The 19,901-nt window shown below is 66.7% G+C and carries 16 protein-coding genes; 10 read left to right on the forward strand and 6 right to left on the reverse strand.

Features of this window, described 5'->3' with window-relative positions; genetic code table 11:
* Positions 1–28: 28 nt before the first annotated feature.
* The gene (locus ACFVWG_RS25450; protein ID WP_391545900.1) at positions 29–526 is read right to left on the reverse strand and encodes a MarR family winged helix-turn-helix transcriptional regulator; all 498 of its coding nucleotides are present in this window, start codon (positions 524–526) and stop codon (positions 29–31) included.
* Positions 527–623: 97 nt separating this feature from the next.
* On the opposite strand from ACFVWG_RS25450, the gene ACFVWG_RS25455 reads away from it, so the two are divergent.
* The 4 genes from ACFVWG_RS25455 to ACFVWG_RS25470 all read left to right on the forward strand — a co-directional run bounded on the left by ACFVWG_RS25455 (position 624) and on the right by ACFVWG_RS25470 (position 4,765).
* Positions 624–1,502 (forward strand): NAD-dependent epimerase/dehydratase family protein, encoded by an 879-nt coding sequence (locus ACFVWG_RS25455; protein ID WP_391545901.1) that lies wholly within the window; start codon positions 624–626, stop codon positions 1,500–1,502.
* Between the two features lie 47 nt (positions 1,503–1,549).
* On the forward strand, positions 1,550–2,854 hold the full coding sequence (locus ACFVWG_RS25460) for an acyl-CoA dehydrogenase family protein (RefSeq protein ID WP_391545902.1): 1,305 nt from the start codon (positions 1,550–1,552) through the stop codon (positions 2,852–2,854).
* A complete protein-coding gene (locus ACFVWG_RS25465; protein WP_391545903.1) occupies positions 2,854–4,065 on the forward strand; it encodes an acyl-CoA dehydrogenase family protein in 1,212 nt (403 codons plus the stop codon). The genes ACFVWG_RS25460 and ACFVWG_RS25465 overlap by 1 nt, the downstream gene beginning before the upstream one ends.
* 316 nt (positions 4,066–4,381) lie before the next feature.
* On the forward strand, positions 4,382–4,765 hold the full coding sequence (locus tag ACFVWG_RS25470) for a pyridoxamine 5'-phosphate oxidase family protein (RefSeq protein ID WP_391545904.1): 384 nt from the start codon (positions 4,382–4,384) through the stop codon (positions 4,763–4,765).
* Between the two features lie 84 nt (positions 4,766–4,849).
* On the opposite strand, the gene ACFVWG_RS25475 is transcribed toward ACFVWG_RS25470, so the two are convergent.
* From ACFVWG_RS25475 to ACFVWG_RS25490, 4 genes are all read right to left on the reverse strand, one after another.
* Positions 4,850–5,212 (reverse strand): hypothetical protein, encoded by a 363-nt coding sequence (locus ACFVWG_RS25475; RefSeq protein ID WP_391545905.1) that lies wholly within the window; start codon positions 5,210–5,212, stop codon positions 4,850–4,852.
* Between the two features lie 230 nt (positions 5,213–5,442).
* On the reverse strand, positions 5,443–6,399 hold the full coding sequence (locus ACFVWG_RS25480; protein ID WP_391545906.1) for an NADP-dependent oxidoreductase: 957 nt from the start codon (positions 6,397–6,399) through the stop codon (positions 5,443–5,445).
* 132 nt (positions 6,400–6,531) lie between these two features.
* Complete coding sequence (locus ACFVWG_RS25485; protein WP_391545907.1) at positions 6,532–7,851, reverse strand: dipeptidase; 1,320 nt, start codon at positions 7,849–7,851, stop codon at positions 6,532–6,534.
* Positions 7,851–9,029: an MFS transporter gene (locus ACFVWG_RS25490; protein WP_391545908.1), complete on the reverse strand. Its 1,179-nt coding sequence runs from the start codon at positions 9,027–9,029 to the stop codon at positions 7,851–7,853. Before ACFVWG_RS25490 ends, ACFVWG_RS25485 begins: the two co-directional genes overlap by 1 nt.
* Before the next feature lie 150 nt (positions 9,030–9,179).
* On the opposite strand from ACFVWG_RS25490, the gene ACFVWG_RS25495 reads away from it, so the two are divergent.
* From ACFVWG_RS25495 to ACFVWG_RS25515, 5 genes are all read left to right on the forward strand, one after another.
* The gene (locus tag ACFVWG_RS25495) at positions 9,180–9,758 is read left to right on the forward strand and encodes a TetR/AcrR family transcriptional regulator (protein WP_391545909.1); all 579 of its coding nucleotides are present in this window, start codon (positions 9,180–9,182) and stop codon (positions 9,756–9,758) included.
* A gap of 54 nt (positions 9,759–9,812) precedes the next feature.
* On the forward strand, positions 9,813–11,027 hold the full coding sequence (locus tag ACFVWG_RS25500) for an MFS transporter (protein WP_391545910.1): 1,215 nt from the start codon (positions 9,813–9,815) through the stop codon (positions 11,025–11,027).
* A complete protein-coding gene (locus ACFVWG_RS25505; protein ID WP_391545911.1) occupies positions 11,024–11,971 on the forward strand; it encodes a TIGR03564 family F420-dependent LLM class oxidoreductase in 948 nt (315 codons plus the stop codon). The genes ACFVWG_RS25500 and ACFVWG_RS25505 overlap by 4 nt, the downstream gene beginning before the upstream one ends.
* 31 nt (positions 11,972–12,002) lie before the next feature.
* Positions 12,003–14,789 carry an AAA family ATPase gene (locus ACFVWG_RS25510; RefSeq protein WP_391545912.1) on the forward strand — a complete coding sequence of 929 codons (2,787 nt, stop codon included), beginning with the start codon at positions 12,003–12,005 and terminating at the stop codon, positions 14,787–14,789.
* A gap of 82 nt (positions 14,790–14,871) precedes the next feature.
* Complete coding sequence (locus ACFVWG_RS25515) at positions 14,872–15,636, forward strand: arginase family protein (protein ID WP_391545913.1); 765 nt, start codon at positions 14,872–14,874, stop codon at positions 15,634–15,636.
* Positions 15,637–15,653: 17 nt separating this feature from the next.
* On the opposite strand, the gene ACFVWG_RS25520 is transcribed toward ACFVWG_RS25515, so the two are convergent.
* On the reverse strand, positions 15,654–16,151 hold the full coding sequence (locus ACFVWG_RS25520) for a hypothetical protein (protein ID WP_391545914.1): 498 nt from the start codon (positions 16,149–16,151) through the stop codon (positions 15,654–15,656).
* A gap of 145 nt (positions 16,152–16,296) precedes the next feature.
* Between ACFVWG_RS25520 and ACFVWG_RS25525 the strand changes: the two genes are divergently transcribed.
* Positions 16,297–19,791 carry a glycoside hydrolase domain-containing protein gene (locus ACFVWG_RS25525; RefSeq protein ID WP_391545915.1) on the forward strand — a complete coding sequence of 1,165 codons (3,495 nt, stop codon included), beginning with the start codon at positions 16,297–16,299 and terminating at the stop codon, positions 19,789–19,791.
* The last annotated feature ends 110 nt before the right edge of the window (positions 19,792–19,901 follow it).

Genomic DNA, 19,901 nt, shown 5'->3' on the forward strand with positions numbered 1-19,901 from the left:
CAAGGAGGCGTCTGGGTGGGGCTGGTGGTCAGCGGGCGGGGGAGTCGATCCGGCCGAGGATGCGCTCGGCGTCCTGGCCCATCCGGCGCAGGCGCTCGGGGGTGAGGTTGTCGACGACCAGGTGGCGCACGTACGCCACGTGGGCGGGTGCGGCGGCCTGCAGGGCCTGTAACCCGTCAGGGAGCAGGATCGCGTTGGTGAAGCGGCCGTCGGCCGGGTCCGGCTCGCGCCGGACGTAGTCGCGGGACTCGAGCCGTTTGACCAGGTGGGACAAGCGTGACAAGGAAGTGCTGGTCTGCTCGGCCAGCAGGCTCATCCGCAGGGTTTGGCCGGGGGTCTCGCTGAGCATGGCCATGGTCTGGTACTCGATCATGCTCAGGCCGGCGTCGCGCTGAAGCTGGGTGTCGATGGCCCAGGGGAGCCGGGTGACCAGCCGGACGACGGACAGCCAGGAGCTCAGTTCGTCCGGGCTCAGCCACAGGTCGGCGTGCTCGTCGACGGCCGGCGACTTCTTGCTGCCGCTCATTCGGTGAATCTATCAGGCGGGGCCGGGAATACGCCGGAGGACGACTCCGTTGACTTGAATGTTCAATTCATCGCAGTCATATCGGAGGTCGAGAACGATGAAGGTGGCACTGACCGGAGCAACCGGGTTCGTTGGTTCGCACATCCTCGCCGAGTTGCGCGCGCATGGTCACGAGGTGACCGCGCTGCTGCGCGACGACAGTCATGCCGATGCCGTCGCTGCTCAGGGCGCGACGCCGGTCGTGGTTGATTTCCACGATCCGGAGGCGTTGGCGAAGGTCCTCGGAGCGGCGGACGGCGCCGTACACACGGCAAGTCCGGGGGATGCGACGAGCGCCGAGCTGGACGCGGCCGTGGCCGATGCGGCGATCGCGGCGTTCGCCGGGAGCGGCAAGCCGTATCTGCACATCAGTGGTCTGTGGGTCTATGGCAACAACGCGGCCATCACCGAGGAGTCGCCATTCGCGGCGCCCGCGCTGGTGGCGTGGCGGGAGTCCATCGAACGCCGGGTGCTGGCTGCCGAGGGGGTTCGCGGCTCGGTGATCGTTTCGGGAGTCGTGTACGGCGACGCCGGTGGCGGGGTTCCCGGCGTACTGCTTGGATCTCCGCGGGACGAGGCCGGTCGGCTGATCACGATCGGCTCGGGTGCACAGCACTGGCCGACGGTGCATGTGGCGGATCTGGCCGACTTCTTCCGGCGGGTGCTGGAGAGCGATTCCGCGCACGGGTATTACGTCGTCGGGGACGGGGTGAACTCCACGGTGGCCGAGTTGACGGCCGCGGCGGCTGATGCGGTGGGGGCGGCCGGCGTCGTACCGGGGTCTGATGCGGAGGCCCGTGGGCGGCTGGGCGACTACTTCGCCGAGGCGCTGCTCCTCGACCAGGCGACCGCCGCGGTCAAGGCTCGGGAGTTGGGTTGGCAGCCGACTCGGCCGGCGCTCGTCGACGAGTTTCGGACGGGGAGCTATCGCCAGTGACCTGGGTCACGTGACTCCGGTTGTAACTTCGGTTTACAGTGGCGGGTATGAGCCTTCTGGAGCGAGAACGTCGCCGGGACGTCATCGGGGTCGGGGTTGCGTGGCTGAACCGGCTCGCGAAGTCGCGCACGATCGACCGGTTCGGGTGGCGCAAGCAGACCGAGCGGGTGGTGTTCGAGGCGACGAAGAGCGGTTTCCGGACGGCGGGAGCGCTCTCCCGGAGTTTCTCGGCCGCGTCGAAGTTGGCGAAACCGTCACGGTTGCCGGCGGCGCGGGGGACCGGGAAGTTCGACCTGACGCCGACCGAGGACCAGCAGACGGTCGTCGAGGTCGTGCGTGAGTTCGCCGCGGAGGTCCTGCGCCCGGCCGCAGCCGCGGCGGACACCGCCTGTGCGACCGACGCGAAGGTGCTGAGCTCGTCCGCCGAGCTGGGGCTGAGCCTGATCGAGGTCCCGGAGGAGCTCGGCGGCATCGTCACCGAGCGCTCCGCGATGACCGGCGTTCTCGTCGCGGAAGCGCTCTCTCACGGGGACATGGGCCAGGCGGTTGCCTGCCTGGCTCCGGCTGCCGTGAGTACGGCGATCTCGCTGTGGGGCGACGAGACCCAGCAAGCGACGTACCTGCCGGCCTTCACCGGTGACTCGGTCGCTGCCGCCGCACTCGCGATCCTGGAGCCACGCCCACTGTTCGACCCGTTCGACCTGCGCACCCGGGTGACCGGCGGCAAGCTGACCGGCGTAAAGTCGCTGGTCCCGCGCGGAGCCGAGGCCGAACTCTTCGTCATCGCCGCCCAGCTCGAGGATCGCGGTCCGGCCTTGTTCCTGGTCGAATCCGGCCACCCCGGCGTCACCATCGAGGCCGAGCCGTCGATGGGGCTCCGGGGCGCTTCACTCAGCCGGGTGATTCTGAACGACGTACCGGCTGTTCAGCTTGGCACGTTTGACGACTACATCGAGTGCGTCCGGCTCTCGCGGCTCAGTTGGTGCGCGCTCTCCCTCGGTACGGCGAAAGCGGTGCTCGACTATGTGACGCCGTACGTGAATGAGCGCACTGCCTTCGGTGAGCCGATCAGCCACCGTCAGTCGGTCGCGTTCATGGTTGCGAACATCGCGATCGAGCTCGAAGGTATGCGGCTGGTGACGTATCGGGCCGGATCGCGTGCTGAGCAAGGACTTTCGTTCGCTCGCGAGGTCGCGCTGGCCCGGCGCCTGTGTACCGACAAGGGCATGCAGATCGGTACCGACGGCGTACAGCTCCTTGGTGGGCATGGGTTCGTGAAGGAACATCCTGTCGAACGCTGGTACCGCGATCTGCGCGCGATCGGCATCATGGAAGGTGCGGTGCTCGTCTGATGATCAACCTCGAGACGCCCCGCAAGTTCCGGGCCTTCGTCAACCAGGCACATCAGGTCGCCGCCGAGATGTTGCGGCCGAACTCCCGCCGGTACGACTTGGCCGAGCACGAGTATCCGGTCGAGCTGGACATGCTTGCCGCGATGGTCGACGGTTTAGGGGCCTCAGGCACCGGTTCGGGAGCCGGTGCAGCTGGAGTCCGCCGTACCGAAGGCAGTGAAGACAGCGGCATCAAGAACGGTTCGAACATGTCCTCGGTGCTCTCCATCATGGAGATGTGCTGGGGCGACGTCGGCCTGCTGCTCTCCATGCCGCGCCAGGGCCTCGGCAACTCGGCCATCGCGTCGGTCGCCTCGGATGAACAACTCCGCCGCTTCGACGGCGTCTGGGCGGCCATGGCGATCACCGAGCCCGAGTGCGGCTCGGACTCCGCCAGCATCCGCACCACCGCCCGCCGCGACGGCGACGACTACATCATCGACGGCGAGAAGATCTTCGTCACCGCCGGCGGCCGCTGTGACGCCGTCGTCGTCTGGGCCACCCTCGACAAGTCGGCCGGTCGCGCCGCCATCAAGTCCTTCGTCGTCCCCAAGGACACCCCGGGCGTCACCGTCGAACGCCTCGAACACAAACTCGGCATCCGCGCCTCCGACACCGCCACCATCCGCTTCGAGAACGCCCGAGTTCCCGCCGCCAATCTGCTCGGTTCGCCCGAGATCGACGCAGGCAAAGGCTTCGCGGGCGTCATGCAAACCTTCGACAACACCCGCCCCTTGGTCGCGGCCATGGCGGTCGGCGTTGCCCGCGCATCCCTCGAACTGACCCGAGACCTCTTGGCCGAGGCGGGTGTCGAGATCGACTACGACCGTCCCACCCACCTCCAACCAGCCGCCGCCTCCACCTACCTCCAACTCGAAGCCGACTGGGAAGCCGCCCACCTCCTGGCCCTTCAAGCCGCCTGGATGGCCGACAACGGCCGCCCCAACTCCCTCGAAGCCTCTATCGCCAAAGCCAAAGCCGGCCGCACCGCCAACGACATCACGCTGCGCTGCGTAGAACTCACCGGCTCCTTCGGCTACTCCGAACACCACCTCCTGGAGAAGTGGTCCCGGGACTCCAAGATCCTCGACATCTTCGAAGGCACCCAACAGATCCAGCAACTCATCGTCGCCCGCCGCCTCCTCGGCAAGACCTCCGCCGAACTGAAATAGCCTTGCATACAACGGATTCGGGGCTGCCCGCGAGGGTCATCAGACCAGCCCCGGACCCAGGTCAGGGTCCTCATCATCAGGCCCGCTTTTCGACCCTGCTCCGTCGCTGCTCCGTCAGCCGCAAACCAAGTCGCTCGAGCCGACAGTCCACGGCCTGACGAGCCCGGTCGTGGGACGAGGGCAGCATGTGCGTGTACATCTGCAGAGTGAACCCCCGTAAAGAGTGTGCTGATAGTCCTGCCTGGTCCCTCCGCCGCGTATGGTCGGCGAGGTCATCATTGGGTTCTGAGCCGTCATCGGGTGCTGAGGAGAGACGATGGAGACAACTCCGGAGATCGAGGCCATCCTCGCCAAGCCGCTGCACGCGGTCGTCGGGTTCAACCGGCCGGGAAGTCCGCCGCAGCTGAGTGTCGTGTGGTTCGACTGGGACGGTACGACCTTCCGGCTTTCCACTCTGCGGACCAGGCTGAAGTACCGGCTGTTCACGCGTGATCCGCACCTGTCGATCTTGATCAACGACCAGGAGACCCTGCGGTACGTCGCCGCGGTCGGCGAGGCACATGAGGAGGGTGGTCACGAGGAGCTGTCGAGGCGTCTGTTCGCGCGTTATCTGCCTGGTCATGACCCCGGCGATCGCCCAGTCGACCCCGAGCGCGTCGTCCTCGCGCTGACCCCGGAACGCCTCACCTCAGGTTCGTGACTCGCCGGATCTGAGGCTAGCTCCTTGGGTCATCCGGACAACCGGTCCGGACGGCCCGCAACCGCAGTCCGGCGTCTCGCGCTGTCAGCAGGATGATGAGTGAGATGACGGATTGCTTTCGATCTGAAACTGCTCAACCAGCGTCGCCCAGTTCCCGGAGTTGCCAGCGGCAACATCGACCGATTTGTCGGGCGTGATGCTGCGGACACCGTCGGCAAGGTTCGCGGCTCGTGTGCCCTCGGTGTAGATGCCGACGACGAGTGTGTGGGTATGGGATTGTTCGTCGCCGTGCACGGTGAAGCCCCACGGCACGTCACAGGGGCCGCTGTGTTCCGGTTCGGGGCAGAGCAGCCGTGCGATTGGCTCCTGCAAGGCGAGCGCTTCGTCGATGGTCGGAAGCCCGCGGACCTGGATTTCGTATACGCCTCGGTCGTCTTTGATCGGCAAGGTTGCTCCCTGGTGGTTGCCAACAGGTGGTCAGGCGCTTGGCCGTCGGAATACCTGCAATTCAACGAGGTTTTCGTCACGCTCACATCAGCTCCAAGGACCAACTGCTCCCCTACATAAGTAGCAGTCCCCGATTGGCCGGTCGGGGAGCGGGCGAAGGCGTCCAGTCCCCGTTGCTGTCGGCAATGACCTGGGGAGCGCTGGGAGTTCGGCCTGGTAGGCGGTCCTGCTCAGCCGTCGAAGTTGGTGAGGTCGAGCACCAACCTGCCTCGAATGCCTCCCGCCGCCAGCAGCCGGTGTGCGTCGGCCGCCCGTGCTGCGGGAAGTATGTCGGCGACGCGAAGGCTGAGGGTGCCGTCCCCGGCTTGGCGACTGAGTCGCTCGAGGAGGTCGGTTGCGGTCGCCTGTCGTGAGCAGAGGATCTGATGGAGGGTGATGCCGCGTTCGGTCTGCCCATCCCAACCCCGGACGACGCTCACGGCGCCGCCGTCGGCCAGCGCGGGCAGCACTAGCTCGTTCAGCACAGCCCCGTCGACCAAGCCTGGTACGCCGTCCGGGGCCAGAGCTCGGATCCGATCGGCGACGTCCATCCCGCGAGCTACCACCTCGTCAGCGCCTAGCTTCCGCACGAGGGGTTCGTCTGCCGATGCGGCATCCGCGATCACCCGCAGTCCATCAGCTTTGGCGAGTTGGATGGCATAGCCGCCAAGCGCGCCGACCGCGCCGGTAATGGCGACGGCCTGACCTGGGCTGAGATGGAGTGCGTCGATGGCCAGTCGCGCGGTCAGCGCGTTCATCAACAGTGTCGAGGCCGCCGGGAAGTCGATCCCCTCGGGAGCGGGCACGACCGACGCGGCCGCTGCGATGATCTGCTCAGCGTAGGCGCCACCGAGCGCCCCAGTAGGCATGACCAGTGCCACCACCGGCTGACCGACCTCCAGCCGGTGGTCGGCACCCGGTCCCAGCTTCTCAACGACACCTGCAGCATCCATCCCCGGCACATAGGGCGGCTTGAGTCCCTTCATCCGAGAGGCGTGCGCACCTGCACGCAGCAAGGTGTCGGTCGGATTCACTGCCGCAGCGTGCACTCGAATCCGAACCTCGCCCGGACCTGGATTCGGCTCAGGCAGGTCCAGGACCTGCAGTGCCTCTGGCCCGCCGTACTCCCACACGCCTACAGCCTTCATACGCAGGACAACTCCTCAGATCCGCCGACAATTCGACGCCGAAGTGATCACGTTCCGAGCATCATTATTCCGTCGGTGCTGCCCCTCAGATGCTGTGCCAGCGCTGGTAGACCTGCACCTGGGCATTCGCCGTCACCCGTCCGCGAGATGCCGAAGCAACAATGCCTCGGCGAGACATGCCTTGGTGAAGTCTCCGAGGTGGAGACTTTCGTTGGGGGCGTGTGGATTCGACTGCGGGTCGGCGAGTCCGGTGATCAGCAAGGCCGCGTGCGGGAATGCCTCGGCGAACGGGGCGACGAGGGGAATCGACCCGCCGGAGCCGATTTCCACCGGCGGCACGCCCCACGCGGTCGTGAAAGCGGCCCGGGCGGCGTCGTACCCGGCCCCGGTGGTGTCGATCGCATACGGCTGGACCAGTTGGCCAGGTTCGATGCTGACATCCACTCCCCAGGGCACATTGCCGAGGACGTGCTGTCTTAGGGACGCGTAGGCGTCGGCCGGGTCGCTGCCGGGCGGTATCCGGAGACTGACTTTCGCTCGCGCGGACGCCTGGAGAGCGTTGGGCGCTTCGGCGGTCGAGGGTGAGTCGATGGCCAGGACGGCCAGTGCAGGCTGGTTCCACAGTCGATCGGACAAGGGTCCGTGGCCGATCGATGCGACGCCGGCCAGCATGCCGGACTCGAGGCGGATCCGATCATCGCTGATGGGGACGTTCGCGACCCCACCGCGTCCGATGCCTTGCACCGTGACCTCGCCGCGATCGTTGTGGAGCGTGGCCAGCAGGCGGCACAGCGCCGTCAACGCGTCCGGCGCTACACCGCCGAAGGCTCCGCTGTGGACATTCGCGGCCAGCGTACGGACCGTGATGCGGCAGTCGACCAGGCCTCGAAGCCCGACCGTGAGCGCGGGTTGCCCGATACCCCAATTGTCGCCGTCCGCCAGGACGATCACGTCGGCTGCCAGCCGGCCGCGGTGCTGAGCCAGAAACGCGGCCAGTGTGGGGGAGCCGACTTCTTCCTCACCCTCCACGAAAACGGTGACGCCGACCGGAGGTCTGCCGCCGTAGGCGCGCACGGCCGCGAGATGCGCGGCGATGCCGGCTTTGTCGTCGGCCGTTCCACGCCCGTACAACCGGCCGTCCTTCTCGACCGGGTCGAAGGGCGAGGTGTTCCAGGCGGCCTTGTCGCCGGCCGGTTGCACGTCGTGGTGGGCGTACAGCAGAACGGTGGGGGTGTTCGGCGGGCCAGGAAAGGTCGCGATCACCGCCGGTGCGCCGCCAGGTACGGCGAGGATCTCGACCGTTCCTCCGGCGGCCCGGAAGAGCGCAGCCGTCAGATACGCAGAGTCCCGCACCGCCTGCCCGCGCACACTCGCGATCCGGACGAGTCGATCGAGGTCGCTGCGTACGGATGGCATCAGCCGGTGGATCTCGTCGGAAAGTTCTCTGGTCATCAGGCCTTCGCTTTCGACAGATCAAGGCAGGCCGGGAGGAGTGCGGCGAACACCACTGCCGCCACGACCGCGAATGCAATCGGATAGGGGACGACTTCGGTCAGGAATCCGAAGCCCACGGCGCCGATACCCATGCCGCCGTCGTATCCGAGATTCCACATCGCGCTCACCCGGCCGTACTCGGCGCGGGAGCTGCGTGCGTACATCAGGGCCAGGGTGACGTTCTGGGCTATCCCGAACCCGATGCCGAACAGGGCCATCCCGACCACCACGGCGATCGGGTGTGCCACCCAGAACGACAGGCCGGCACCGGCACCGGCCGCGACGACGGCCGGCACGAGCAGTCCGCCGGAGCCGAACCGATCGCCGAACCGGCCTGCGCCCCAGCGGGCCGTCGGGGTGGCGACGGACTGTACGAGCAGAGCCACCGGCGCCCACTGCCGGATTTCAGCCGGCATGGCCAGCGCCAGGAAGGTCACCCACACCCCGGCCGCCAGCGTGATTGCCGAGAACACCACCACTGGCCTGGTCAGTCGGCCTACCCTGAATCCGGGCAGGACACTGGAGTGGCGTTCGACTTTCGCTGACAACGAGGGAAGGCCCAGGACGGCGAGCAGCGCAAGGCAAGCCACGACTGCACTGCCGACGAAGACCGGTCCGTACCCGGTGTGCGGCACGGACCAGAGGCCGAGCGGCAGGAAAACGATGGAAGGTATCGCGGAGGCCACACCGTAGATGCCCAGCGCCTCGCCGAGCCTGGAGACCGGGGCGAGTTCGGCGGCTAGGGCGGCGCCGGCGACCACGATGATCCCGAGCCCAGCCCCGCGGGCCAAGCAGACCGACAACAGCAGCGGGACCGACGACGTTCCGGGCAACGCCAGCGCCGGAACGCCTAGCAGGACCAGCCCCAGGCTGAGGGCGCCGCGATATCCCAGTCGCGCCACCAGCCGGGGCACCAGCAGCTCCGTCAGGACTGTGCTGAGCATCATCGCCCCGGTCGCCAACCCGGCCGCCACGCCACCTGAACCGCCGGTCGCCGCAGACAGCGGGATCACCGACAACAGCAGATAGAAGCTCGCCATAGCGCCGGCGACAGTGAGGAGCAGCATGACCATCTGGCGGTTGAGCAGTGGCTCCTGCTGAGCCGCGGCCTGGGAGTGAGTCCCCTGGCCGCTCATCTGGCTGCGATCCGCAAGGTGTGCACGTTTCCAGCGTGACGGGAGCGTGCCCTGCGGACATGGGGCAGATTCCCTAGTCCGCCACGAGCAGCCGCCCTAGATTCCCGGCGTTCTTGATTTTGAGTTACAGAATGGCGTACGGTCACCGTCATGGCCAGGCCGCGCAGCTTCGATACCGAGCAGGTGCTCGACCAGGCGACAGATGTCTTCTGGCGTAAGGGGTTTGCGGCCACGACGCCGCAGGATCTTTGCGAAGCCACAGGTCTTGGGCCTGGCAGCCTCTACAACGCCTTCGACGGCAAGCGCCAGCTCTTCGATCGTGTGCTGGAGCGCTACAACCAACGCGGGGCGGCTGCCCAGCTGGCCATTCTCGACGAGCCCAAGCCGGTTCGAGAGCGCATCCGCGGCCTGCTGATGGCGACGATGAGCAACAGCCCGATCGGCGTCAGCCGCACCGGCTGCCTGGCCGTCAATACCGCCGTGCAGTTGGCCGGAACTGATCCAGAACTCGCCGAGTTGCTCCGGAAGCGTTTTGGTGAGACCGAGAACGCCCTGGTCGCGGCCATCGAGTACGGCCAGGCATGCGGTGAGATCAGGACAGATGTGGCGGCTCGCGCACTGGGCCGGATGGTGCTGAGCACGATGTACGGAATGACGGTACTCGCGACGACTTTCGATGATCCGGAGCAACTGGCCGACGTTCTGGAAGCCTCGATCGCGGTGCTGTGATTTTTTTTGCTCCTGTTCTGTAGCTGAAGCTCAAATATTGGGAGGGGTTCGGACGTGCCTGTTGCCGTCTACGTGCTGGGGATGGCCATCTTCAGCATGGGAACGACCGAGATGATGTTGTCCGGTCTGTTGCCGTCGCTCACCGCGCACCTGTCGATCTCTCTTCCGACCGCCGGTCTGCTGATCTCCGGGTTCGCGATCGGTGTCGCGATCGGTGGCCCACTGCTCACCAGCCTCCTCGTACGACTGGAACCGAAGCTGGTTCTGCTGATGCTCCTCGGCCTGTTCGTCCTTGGTCAGAGTCTTGGAGCCGTTGCGCCGACCTACTCGGTTCTGATGGTCTCCCGGGTGATCGCTGCCGCCGCGATGGGCGCCTTTTTCGGGAGGGCAGCGTCGGTGGTGGTCGGCTTGGCCGGCTCGCAGCGGCGCGGCCGTGCGCTGGCCGTGCTGGTCGGCGGCCTGACGGTATCCAGCGTGATCGGACTACCGATCGCCACCCTGGTCGGCCAGCACTTCGGCTGGCGGGCGAGTTTCTGGATGGTGTCGGTGCTCGCGGTGCTGAGTTTTGTCGGCGTTCTGGCGTGGGTGCCCCGGCAGGAACGTGGTCCGCAGGTCAGCCTTCGGAGCGGGCTGTCGATCTTCCGCAGTGGCCGGCTCTGGGCGACCCTGGCTGCCAACGCGTTGGCGCTGGCGGCGTTTCTGGGCACCTTCAGCTACATCACGCCGTTGCTGACCGACGTGACCGGCTTTTCTCTTTCCACTGTCCCGATCCTGCAGGTCCTCTACGGGGTCGGCTGCATCGCGGGCATCGCTGTCGGCGGCCGGTTCGCCGACCGGCGGCCGGATCTCAGCCTGTTCGTGGCGTTGGCCTGCTCCGTGGCCGTGCTGGCGTTTTTCGCGCTGGTCGTGCACCACCAGATCGCTACCGTGGTGGCGTTCCTGGCCTTCGGGTTCGTCGCTTTCGGAAGCAATCCGGCGATGACGTCGCGGGCGATGGCGCAGGCTGCGGACTCCCCGCTGGCCGCCAGTGCGAATGCCTCCGCGTTCAATGTCGGGGTCGCGGCAGGCCCCTGGCTCGGCGGCCTGGCGATCGGCGCCGGCTACGGGTTGGTCGCCCCGATCTGGATCGGGGTCGCGCTCGCCGCCGCCAGCCTTGTCCTGAACGTCGTCAGCCTTGCTGTGACACGTCGTACGAGCCGCGTGCCGGCCAAGCCGGCGGCACCCGACCCGGAACGTGTCGTCGTCACTACCGGAAGGATCGAAGAATGACCGTCGGAATCGCGTTGCCAACAACCTCGGACGCCGTCGCACGCAGTACGAACGCGGTGGATCTGCTGATCGACCAGGCGCGGACGGCCGCTGAGTTCGGGGTCGGCGGCATCTGGCTGTCCCAGCGGTTCGACGTCGACGCACTGACACTGGCCGCGGCCGTGGCGCGCGAGGTGCCGGACGTGGCCATCGGTACGTCGGTCGTCCCGATGTATCCACGGCATCCGGTGGTGCTCGCCAGTCAAGCCCTGACCGTGCAGGCCGCCAGTGCCGGCCGATTCACGCTCGGCATCGGTTTGGGAGCTGGGCCGGTCGCCGAAGGCCTGTACGGCGTCCCGTACGACCGGCCGATCCGCCATCTGCGCGACTATATGACCACCCTACGGGCGATTTTCGCCGGCGAGGAGGCTGATGTTCACGGTCCGACGGTGACTGCGGCCACGGCCGGCTACTCCACCGTGGTCGGCGGCGCGTCAACGCTCCCGATCATCGTCGCGGCGATGGGAGAGCAGGCCCTGCGGGCGGCCGGCGAGCTTGCCGATGGCACGCTGCCGTTCCTGGCAGGCAGGCGGACGATCGCCAACACCATCGCACCGGCCATCACCGCAGCCGCGCAGTCCGCCGGTCGTACCGCGCCGCGGATCATCGCCGCCGTACCAGCGATCGTCACGTCGAAGGTGGACGCCGTGACCGCGGCAGCGCGGGAGGAACTGGGCTTCTACGCCGCTTTCCCTACCTATCAGCGGATTCTCGCCGCCGAGGGCATCGATCATCCCGCGCAACTGGCGTTGATCGGCGATGAGGAAACCGTCGCCGCCGGCGTCCGCGCGTATCTCGAGGCCGGTGCCACGGAGGTCATCTTCGCCCAGACCGGCCTCGGCTCCAGGGCGGACCAGCTTCGCACTGGGGAGCTGGCCGGCGCCCTGACGAAGGAATTCTCCTAGCTCCGGACCCGGTCGTGCAATCATCGGATCGATGTCCAACCGTGCGGTGAGTCCCGTCATGGTGGCGCGAGAGGCGGAGCTGTCCGCGCTGGCCGCTGCCTTTGCCGCCACCCCTGAGGCTCCGGTGACCGTGCTCGTTTGCGGCGACGCGGGGATCGGTAAGTCCCGACTGGTGCACGAGTTCATCGCCGGAGTCGGCTCGGGCGTCGCCCGCGTGTTCGAAGGCGGCTGCTCGGGTTTCGGCGCGGATGGGCTGCCCTACGCTCCGTTCCGCACGGTGCTACGACGGCTCGTCCGTGCCGTCGGGATGGCGGAGGTGTCGGCGTGGCTGCCCGAGCAAGGCCGCCGCGGTCTGGCGCGGCTGCTACCCGAGTTGGGCGAGGCAGTCGATGACCCTGACCCAGATCTGGGCCGGGCCCGGCTGTTCGAGGAGATCTTGATCTTGCTGGAACGGTCGGCGGAGGACCGCCCGCTGATCGTTGTCCTGGAAGACCTGCACTGGGCCGACAGATCGACCGGCGAGCTGCTGGTATTCCTGCTGCGCAACCTCAGCCAACCGGGCATCCTGCTCATCTGCACCAGTCGTCCGGACGACTGGGCACTGCGACCGGCGCTGTCCCGCATCGACGGCGTTCGCAGACTCGAGGTCGGCAGCCTGAGCCGTCGCGGGGTGTCAGCGCAAGTGACCGCCCTCCTCGGCCACCAACCAGAACCGCAACTTCTCGACCGGGTTTTCCGGCGCAGTGAGGGCAATCCGCTGTTCGTGGAGGCTTTGGTCGACTCTCCGGAGGAGGCTTCGGTGTCGCTGCGCGACCTGCTGCTGGCCGGCGCCGATCGGCTACCGGTCGTCTCCCAGCAGGTCCTTCGCGCCGCCGCCGTGGCGGGCAGCCACGTCGGGCACGAGTTGTTGGCCGCCGTCCTGGACCTGGACGACCTGACCTTCGAGCATGCGCTGCGACCAGTCGTCGACCAGCACTTCATGGACGTGGTCGACGACGGCTACGCCTTTCGGCGCGCGATGATCCGCGAAGCCGTCTACGACCACCTCCTGCCCGGCGAGCGCGTACGACTGCACACCCGATACGCCGAAGCGCTTTCGCAGGACCAGAACTTCGCCGAACTCACGGCGCATTGGTACGCCGCCGGTAATCTCGGCCAGGCAGTGGACGCGGCCTGGGATGCGGCCGCCGCCGCGCAGCAAGCCCACGCGTACGGCGAACAACACCGGATGCTCGGTTGCGTTCTCAAACTGTGGGATCACCTTCCGCGACCGATCGGCGTCGACTACGTCCAGGTACTGGAAATGGCCGCCGAGTCCGGCCTCGCGGCCGGTGAGATCGAAGCCGGCGAGGCGCTGGCGACCGCAGCGCTGACCCAGCTGAGGTCAGCGGAGCCGCTCCGGGTGGCGGCGATGCTGGAAATTCGGGCCGCTCTGCGGGATCGGCTCGGTCAGGACCCCGTGCCGGACCTGTCCGAAGCCCTCCACCTGACGTCCGCCGAGGCGCCGACCCCGGCTCGTGGCTGGCTGCTGGCGTCGCTGGCACGCGCGCTTCTGGCCGCGCGCCGGTTGCCGCAGGCAACGCTGGCCAGTACGGAAGCGCTGGCGATCGGCCGCCGCACCGCGGACCTCGCAGTACAGGCAAAAGCGCTGGTCACCCTTGCCGCGCTGGCCGCTGGCGAAGGTCGCCGGATGGCTGCGACAGACATGTTCGAGCAGGCCTCGACGGCCGCTCGCGATGCCGACGCGCACGACACATTGTTGCTGATTGCCACCACCGAGTCCGACACACTCGAGGCCGCCGGGGACCACACCGCAGCCGCAGCCGCTGCGCGGAAGGGTATCGCCGTGGCCCGCGAACTCGGGCTGGCCCGCACCTACGGAACTCTGCTGGCTCCCAACCTTGCCGAGCCGCTGGTGTCGTTGGGCCGTTGGGAGGAGGCAGGAGAGATCATCCTCGATGCCCTCGATCTGGCGCCGCCGCCGCTCTATCGCGCCTACCTGCTGATCGAGCAAGCGACCGTAGCGATCAGGAGCGGAGACCTGGCCGGCGCCGAGAAAGCCGCAGCCCAGGTTCGTTCGACGGTACGAGGTCACACCCGCGGCGAGGAGTCCTGCCTCGAATCAGATCTGCTGGAAGGCCGTTTGGCACAGGCACAAGGAAGTCTCGACCAAGTCCGTACGATCATCGACCACGCCCTGACCGAGCATGACCTTGCGGTGAGCCCCCGGTACGGCTGGCCGCTGCTCCTTGTCGGTGCACGAGCGGGGGTTCTCGATAGTTGGCACGTGGACCTCCCTGCTTTCGGCGAACTGCAGCAGGCGTACCGAACCACCGTCAACGCCGAGCTGGACAAGCACGACCGGAAAGCCTGGCATCGAGCGGTCACCGCCTGGCGCAATCTCTCCGAGCCATACGCTGTCGCCGAGGCATTGTGGCGAAGCGCGGAGGCCGACCTTGCCGCACGAGACAAGCCCGGCGCCGCGGCACAGTTGAGGGAAGCGGCATCGATTGCCACCGAGTTGGGCGCAGCTCCACTGCTGAACGAGATCGAGAAATTGGCCGCCCGCGGCCGCCTCGCGCTCGACCCACCGACTGCCCCGCAATCTCGTGCCCGGCCAGGTGGCCTGACACCGCGAGAACACGAAGTGCTGCGGCTCCTGGGCGCCGGTCTGAGTAACCGGCAGATCGGCGAACAGCTGTTCATCGCCGCGAAAACCGCGGGCGTTCACGTCTCCAACATCCTGACCAAGCTCGACGTGACAACTCGACTCGAGGCCGCCTCCTGGGCCCACCGAAACCGCCTTGACGACGCGTAGGACGAGTGGACTTCTCCATCAGGCCGTCCGTTCGGCCACGATCGCGGCGTCGCCGGTACGGCGAACCGCCTATCCTGCGCGTGTGACCACCATCGTCGTGCCATATCACCAGGACGAACGTCTCCCCGATGAAAGCATTCCGTTGCCCCCCGACGGGGCCACCGTGACAGTGGATGCCTCGTTGCCCGACGGGAGTATCTGGCCGCGCCTGACGACCCTGTACGACGAGGTCGCGCGGACAGTGGCCGACCACACCGGGCCGGATGCCATGCCTGTTGTGATCTCCGGAGACTGCCTGGTGGCACTTGGAACGATCGTCGGCACGCAGCGTGCCGGTATGGATCCGTCCATCGTTTGGTTCGACGCCCACGGCGACGTACACACGTTGCAGACATCAACTTCCGGCTACCTCGGTGGCATGGCCCTCAGCTTGGCGATGGGCCGGCACCCAGAGCGACTCGCCGAACCTCTAGGGCTGCGCCCACTGTCCGAGCAGCAGGCTGTTCTGGTCGATGCCCGCGACCTGGACCCTGCCGAAGCCGACTTTCTCTCCACCAGCGAACTGAAGCGTTATCCCGTTGACGATCTGTCTTCAGCGGTGCTGCCCGGCGGGGCGCTGATCCTGCATATCGATGTCGACGTGATCGACATCGGTGAACTTCCCGGCGTCCGGTTCCCCGCTCCCGATGGGCCGTCCAAGGACACTGTCCTGGCGGCGGCACGCCGGGTGCTGCAGACCGGTCGCGTGGTCGCTCTGGACATCTCGTGTCCTTGGAACCCGGCCGCGGATCAGCAGGACGTGACGATCAGGACCGCCTTGATCGAGGAACTCATCGCTCTCCGATAGGAGCGCGGCGGAACATTTCACCGGCGTACCGACCGGGCGCCAAGACACTTCCGCAGTAGGACCACATAGCCACTCCAGCGCGCGGGCCGGGTCACGCTGCCGACGGTGGCCATCTCGGCCCGATCGAGGCTGTCTTCGATCAGAGCGTCGTGGAGTGGCCGGAACGCCAATGGCCAGGTCAGGCGTGCCGGACCCCGTAAGCGCATCGCCAGCGTGTGCCGCAGCACCGTTTGATTGTCCTGTGTGTGTACGGCGTACTCGTGGAAACCGTGGAAACCTCTGGGGCCGGTGAACGTCAGCCGGATCCAACTGCCGGGTGCGTAGTGGCTGACCACGTACCTGATGGGACCGTGGCCACCGTCAGCATTCAGGCCAAGTGGACGGTCGAACTCCATCGCGGGCCAGGTCTGATGGGGCCAGAGAACGTCGGTCTCACCGGCGAGGCTGTCGATGAGAGCACCGACCTCGGCCGCCGAGACAGGCAGGCGCCGTTGATGAACGTTGAGCACTGCCATGGACGAACCTCCAGATTAGTGATTGCTCTCTAAGACCGGAGCGACCAACCGCCGTAGACAGGATTCGACCTGTATTTCATGGATTGTTCTGGACTGGTCCAGTATGCACCCTGTGGTGATACATCGTCACTCAGCGGAGGTCGGCATGCGATGGATCCGGGTTGTACTGGCGGCAGGGTTGCTGGTGACGACTGCCGCGGTCGGGCAGCCGAGCGCCGCCAGGGCCCAGCTGCAGGCTCCGACGTTGCCGTCGGTGTGGACGGAGACGGCGTACAACTCGGTCTTCAAGGACAGTGGGCCGTCACCGGAGGCATCGGACCGGATCACCCTCGACACGGCGAAGAACGAGTACGAGGGCGCGCAGATCGTCGTGCGCGGGCCGCAGGCGTTCACCGTGAACAGCGTTGACTTCACCACGCTGGTCGGGCCGTCGGATTCGATCGCGGCCGGTGAGATCTCCTCCAACCCGGTCGGCTACGAGTACCTCAACCATCCGTCGGACAACATCAATCCACTGATCAGGACGGCGCCTGGTGATTTCCCGGACCGGCTGCTGAACCAGCCGGGTATCGCTGTCCCGGCGAACCAGACGCAGTCGCTGTGGGTCCGGGTGCACGTCCCGGCGAGTGCGGCCGGTGGTGTCTACCGTGGCCGCGCGACCGTCCGTACGACTGCGGGCGATCTGAGTGTGGCGATCTCGGTCAACGCGCGCAATGTGGTGATCCCGCCGGCGAACCAGTCCGAGTTCACCAACGTGATGTGGACGAACCTCCTGGGACTGACCTCCTGGGACCCAGGTGCGGGTGACACGGTCAAACTCTTCTACGACCACGACCGGTATTCACCCGGCTGGTGGCAGTTGATCGACAACTGGGCCGACACGATGAAGAAGTACCGGCAGAACGACCTGCAGTTACCGATGATCAACCTGCTCACCGACGGCGGCTCCAAGGTCGATGCCGCCGGCAAGTACACGTTCAACTTCAGCCGCTTCGACGAGGTGGTCCAGCGGTTCCTCGACAAGGGTGTCGTCAACCGGCTGGAGGGCTTCACCGGCGCCGGGCCACAGACTCCGGCACGGAACAAGGACTTTCCGAAGTTTCTGATCGAGGTGACGCCGAAGCAGACCGGCGCGCAGATCCCGGACTATGTGGCCTGGGACAGCCCGGCAGGCGAGAACTGGTACCAGCAGTTCTATCCGACGTTGCGGCAACATCTGGTCGACAAAGGCTGGAAGGACATGTTCTGGACGCATGTCGGTGACGAGCCGAACGGTGACGTGGGTGGTCGGCAGTGGTTCGACATCGCGGCCAAGATCCGGCAGTACTACCCCGACGTGAAACTGGGCGACGCAACCGTCTACCCGATCTCGGGAGAGGTCGCCAGGGCCTCTGACATCGTCATCCCGAACGTCACCATCTACTCCGACGGTCCGGCGCCCTTCGATGCCGAGCGGGCCAAGGGCAAGGAGTTGTGGCTGTACAACTGTGCCGGCCTCGGCGGTGAGTACCTGAACAGGTTGATCGACCAGCCGCAGTGGCAGCAGCGACAAACGATGTGGTTCTCCTACAGCCGCGGTGTCACGGGCTACCTGCACTGGGCTTACAACAACTGGCAGTACTCGATGGACGCGCAGAACATCAAGGGTGACGGCTACATCGTGCGCCCGGACAAGGCGCACAACACGATCGAGGCCAGCACCCGATACGAGTCACTGCGGGACGGCCTGGAGGATTGGGAGGTCCTCAACAAGCTCGGCAAAACTAATCCCGGCCTGGCCAAGGATCTTGCGACCACGGTCGGGCAGAACGGCACCAAGTACTCGCGGGACGTGTCCTACATGCAGCGGATCCGCGCCATCGCCCTGGACGCGGCCGCCGGCAAGCCGATCGTTGCCAAGGACCTGGCCAAGGCACGGACCGAAGGTCCGAAATGGGTGCAGACCAACCTTGGCCGGCAGGGCCAGGTGGATGGCGTTCACCTGAAGTGGGGGGCGAACTTCGCGGACAAGTACCGCGTGCTGATCTCGTACAACGGCACGGACTGGTCCGAGGCGGCCAACGTCACCAGCAATGGCGGCGACGACTTCGTCGGTCTGAACGCGAAGACGAGGTACATCCGCGTCGAGGTGATCAGCACCACGCCGTACGAGCTGCAGAAGCTGGAAGTGGCGGGGAACCTGCTGTTGCAGCAGAACCTCGCCGGCGGGAAGCCATACACAGCCACGGCACCGGCGGCCCGGTTCCCGGACAAGGGGCGGGAGGCCACCGACGGCGTGCTGGCCGATGACTGGGGTGACGGACTTGCCTTCGGCTACGAGCTGACCAACGGCCAGTTCAAGGCGCCGTCCGTCGCGATCGATCTCGGCGGTCTTCAGACGATCGGCACCGTCCGGGTTCATGCCTACGAGGAGTACCCGGACTACCGACCGGACCAGATCACCGTCGCCACCAGTTGGGATGGGGTGAACTACGCGGACGCGGGTCAGGTCGGCGCGATCAACGGTGCCTCCCGGATCTGGTACGACATCAGTTTCGCGCCGACGCTGGGCCGGTTCGTCCGGGTCACGTTCGCGAAGACCGGTACGCCGAAAGGCACAGGTGAGTTCGTCGACGACATCGAGGTGTATGGCGCCGGGCAGGCGGTCGACGAGGTACCGGGCAGCCCGGCGTACCAATGGAACGACGTCGGCCGGGCCGGGCACGAGGTGATCCTGGCTCCCACCGCCAGCGGCAGTGTGGGGCGATGGGACTGGAGTGCCGCGGCCGGTGTGAAGCGGGACGACTGGGGCGGTGGGCCGGTCGGGGGCAAGACGACGGGGTTCGCCTGGCTCAACCAGCAGCACGCGCTGGCGCGCAGTACGGCCGGGAAGCTCCTGCACTGGTGGTGGATCGAAGGCGAGACCACGCAGCACGTCGCGGACTGGGGTGGTGACGCAGCCGGAGACCCTAGCGCCGTGCTGTGGTCTGGCCAGCAGCACACCTTCGCCCGCTCATCCGCCGGCGATCTGCAGCACTGGTGGTGGGATCCCGCGGACGGCGAACTCCGGCTGGACAAGTGGGGCGGCGCACCTGGACCGATTGTCGGAACCCCGTCCACGTATGTCTGGGGCAACCAGCTCCACGTCGTGGCGCGTGGAGCGGACAAGCACCTCTACCACTGGTGGTGGGGCCTGGGGGAGTACGAGCCGCACTTCGCCGACTGGGGTGGTGAGGCGTACTCCGACCCGACCACCTTCGTCTGGCTCGGTCAGCAACACGTGTACACACAGGCAGCGGACGGCCAGCTCTACCACTGGTTCTGGGACCCGGCCGATGGACTGCATCAGGTCAAGTGGACAGGTGCCCCCGGCAAGTTCGCGGGTGCGCCCTCGGCCTTCAAGACGGCCAACCAGCAGCACGTGGTCGCCCGTGGGCCGGACAACACCCTCTACCACTGGTGGTGGGATCGAGGCACGGCCAAGGTCACGTTCGAGGACAAGGGAGGTGAGGCGTACTCCGACCCGATCGGGTTCGCGTTCGAGGATCAACTCCAGTTCTTCGCGCAGAGCTCGAAGGGGACGCTCTCGCACTGGTGGTGGACAGCGCCCGAAGGCTGGCAGCGCAACGACTGGGGCGGCAGCGTCCGATACCCCTCCTGAATGTCCGAGCCCGCTTGGCCCGCCAGTCGCATCTCGGTACGTGCCGCCAGTTGGAATATCGGTCGGTTGATCAAGCTGGTCGACGATGCCATTAGTTATGAAGCGCAGCA

The organism is Kribbella sp. NPDC058245 (genome assembly GCF_042882005.1).
Taxonomy (GTDB): Bacteria; Actinomycetota; Actinomycetes; order Propionibacteriales; family Kribbellaceae; genus Kribbella.

Excerpts from the sequence above, each read along its gene's own strand:
- ACFVWG_RS25480 (WP_391545906.1), bottom strand. The coding sequence starts at position 6,399 with ATGAAGGCTGTAGGCGTGTGGGAGTACGGCGGGCCAGAGGCACTGCAG.
- ACFVWG_RS25495 (WP_391545909.1), top strand. The coding sequence starts at position 9,180 with ATGGCCAGGCCGCGCAGCTTCGATACCGAGCAGGTGCTCGACCAGGCG.
- ACFVWG_RS25460 (WP_391545902.1), top strand. The coding sequence starts at position 1,550 with ATGAGCCTTCTGGAGCGAGAACGTCGCCGGGACGTCATCGGGGTCGGG.
- ACFVWG_RS25455 (WP_391545901.1), top strand. The coding sequence starts at position 624 with ATGAAGGTGGCACTGACCGGAGCAACCGGGTTCGTTGGTTCGCACATC.
- ACFVWG_RS25485 (WP_391545907.1), bottom strand. The coding sequence starts at position 7,851 with ATGACCAGAGAACTTTCCGACGAGATCCACCGGCTGATGCCATCCGTA.
- ACFVWG_RS25465 (WP_391545903.1), top strand. The coding sequence starts at position 2,854 with ATGATCAACCTCGAGACGCCCCGCAAGTTCCGGGCCTTCGTCAACCAG.
- ACFVWG_RS25510 (WP_391545912.1), top strand. The coding sequence starts at position 12,003 with ATGTCCAACCGTGCGGTGAGTCCCGTCATGGTGGCGCGAGAGGCGGAG.
- ACFVWG_RS25490 (WP_391545908.1), bottom strand. The coding sequence starts at position 9,029 with ATGAGCGGCCAGGGGACTCACTCCCAGGCCGCGGCTCAGCAGGAGCCA.
- ACFVWG_RS25505 (WP_391545911.1), top strand. The coding sequence starts at position 11,024 with ATGACCGTCGGAATCGCGTTGCCAACAACCTCGGACGCCGTCGCACGC.
- ACFVWG_RS25450 (WP_391545900.1), bottom strand. The coding sequence starts at position 526 with ATGAGCGGCAGCAAGAAGTCGCCGGCCGTCGACGAGCACGCCGACCTG.
- ACFVWG_RS25470 (WP_391545904.1), top strand. The coding sequence starts at position 4,382 with ATGGAGACAACTCCGGAGATCGAGGCCATCCTCGCCAAGCCGCTGCAC.
- ACFVWG_RS25525 (WP_391545915.1), top strand. The coding sequence starts at position 16,297 with ATGCGATGGATCCGGGTTGTACTGGCGGCAGGGTTGCTGGTGACGACT.
- ACFVWG_RS25520 (WP_391545914.1), bottom strand. The coding sequence starts at position 16,151 with ATGGCAGTGCTCAACGTTCATCAACGGCGCCTGCCTGTCTCGGCGGCC.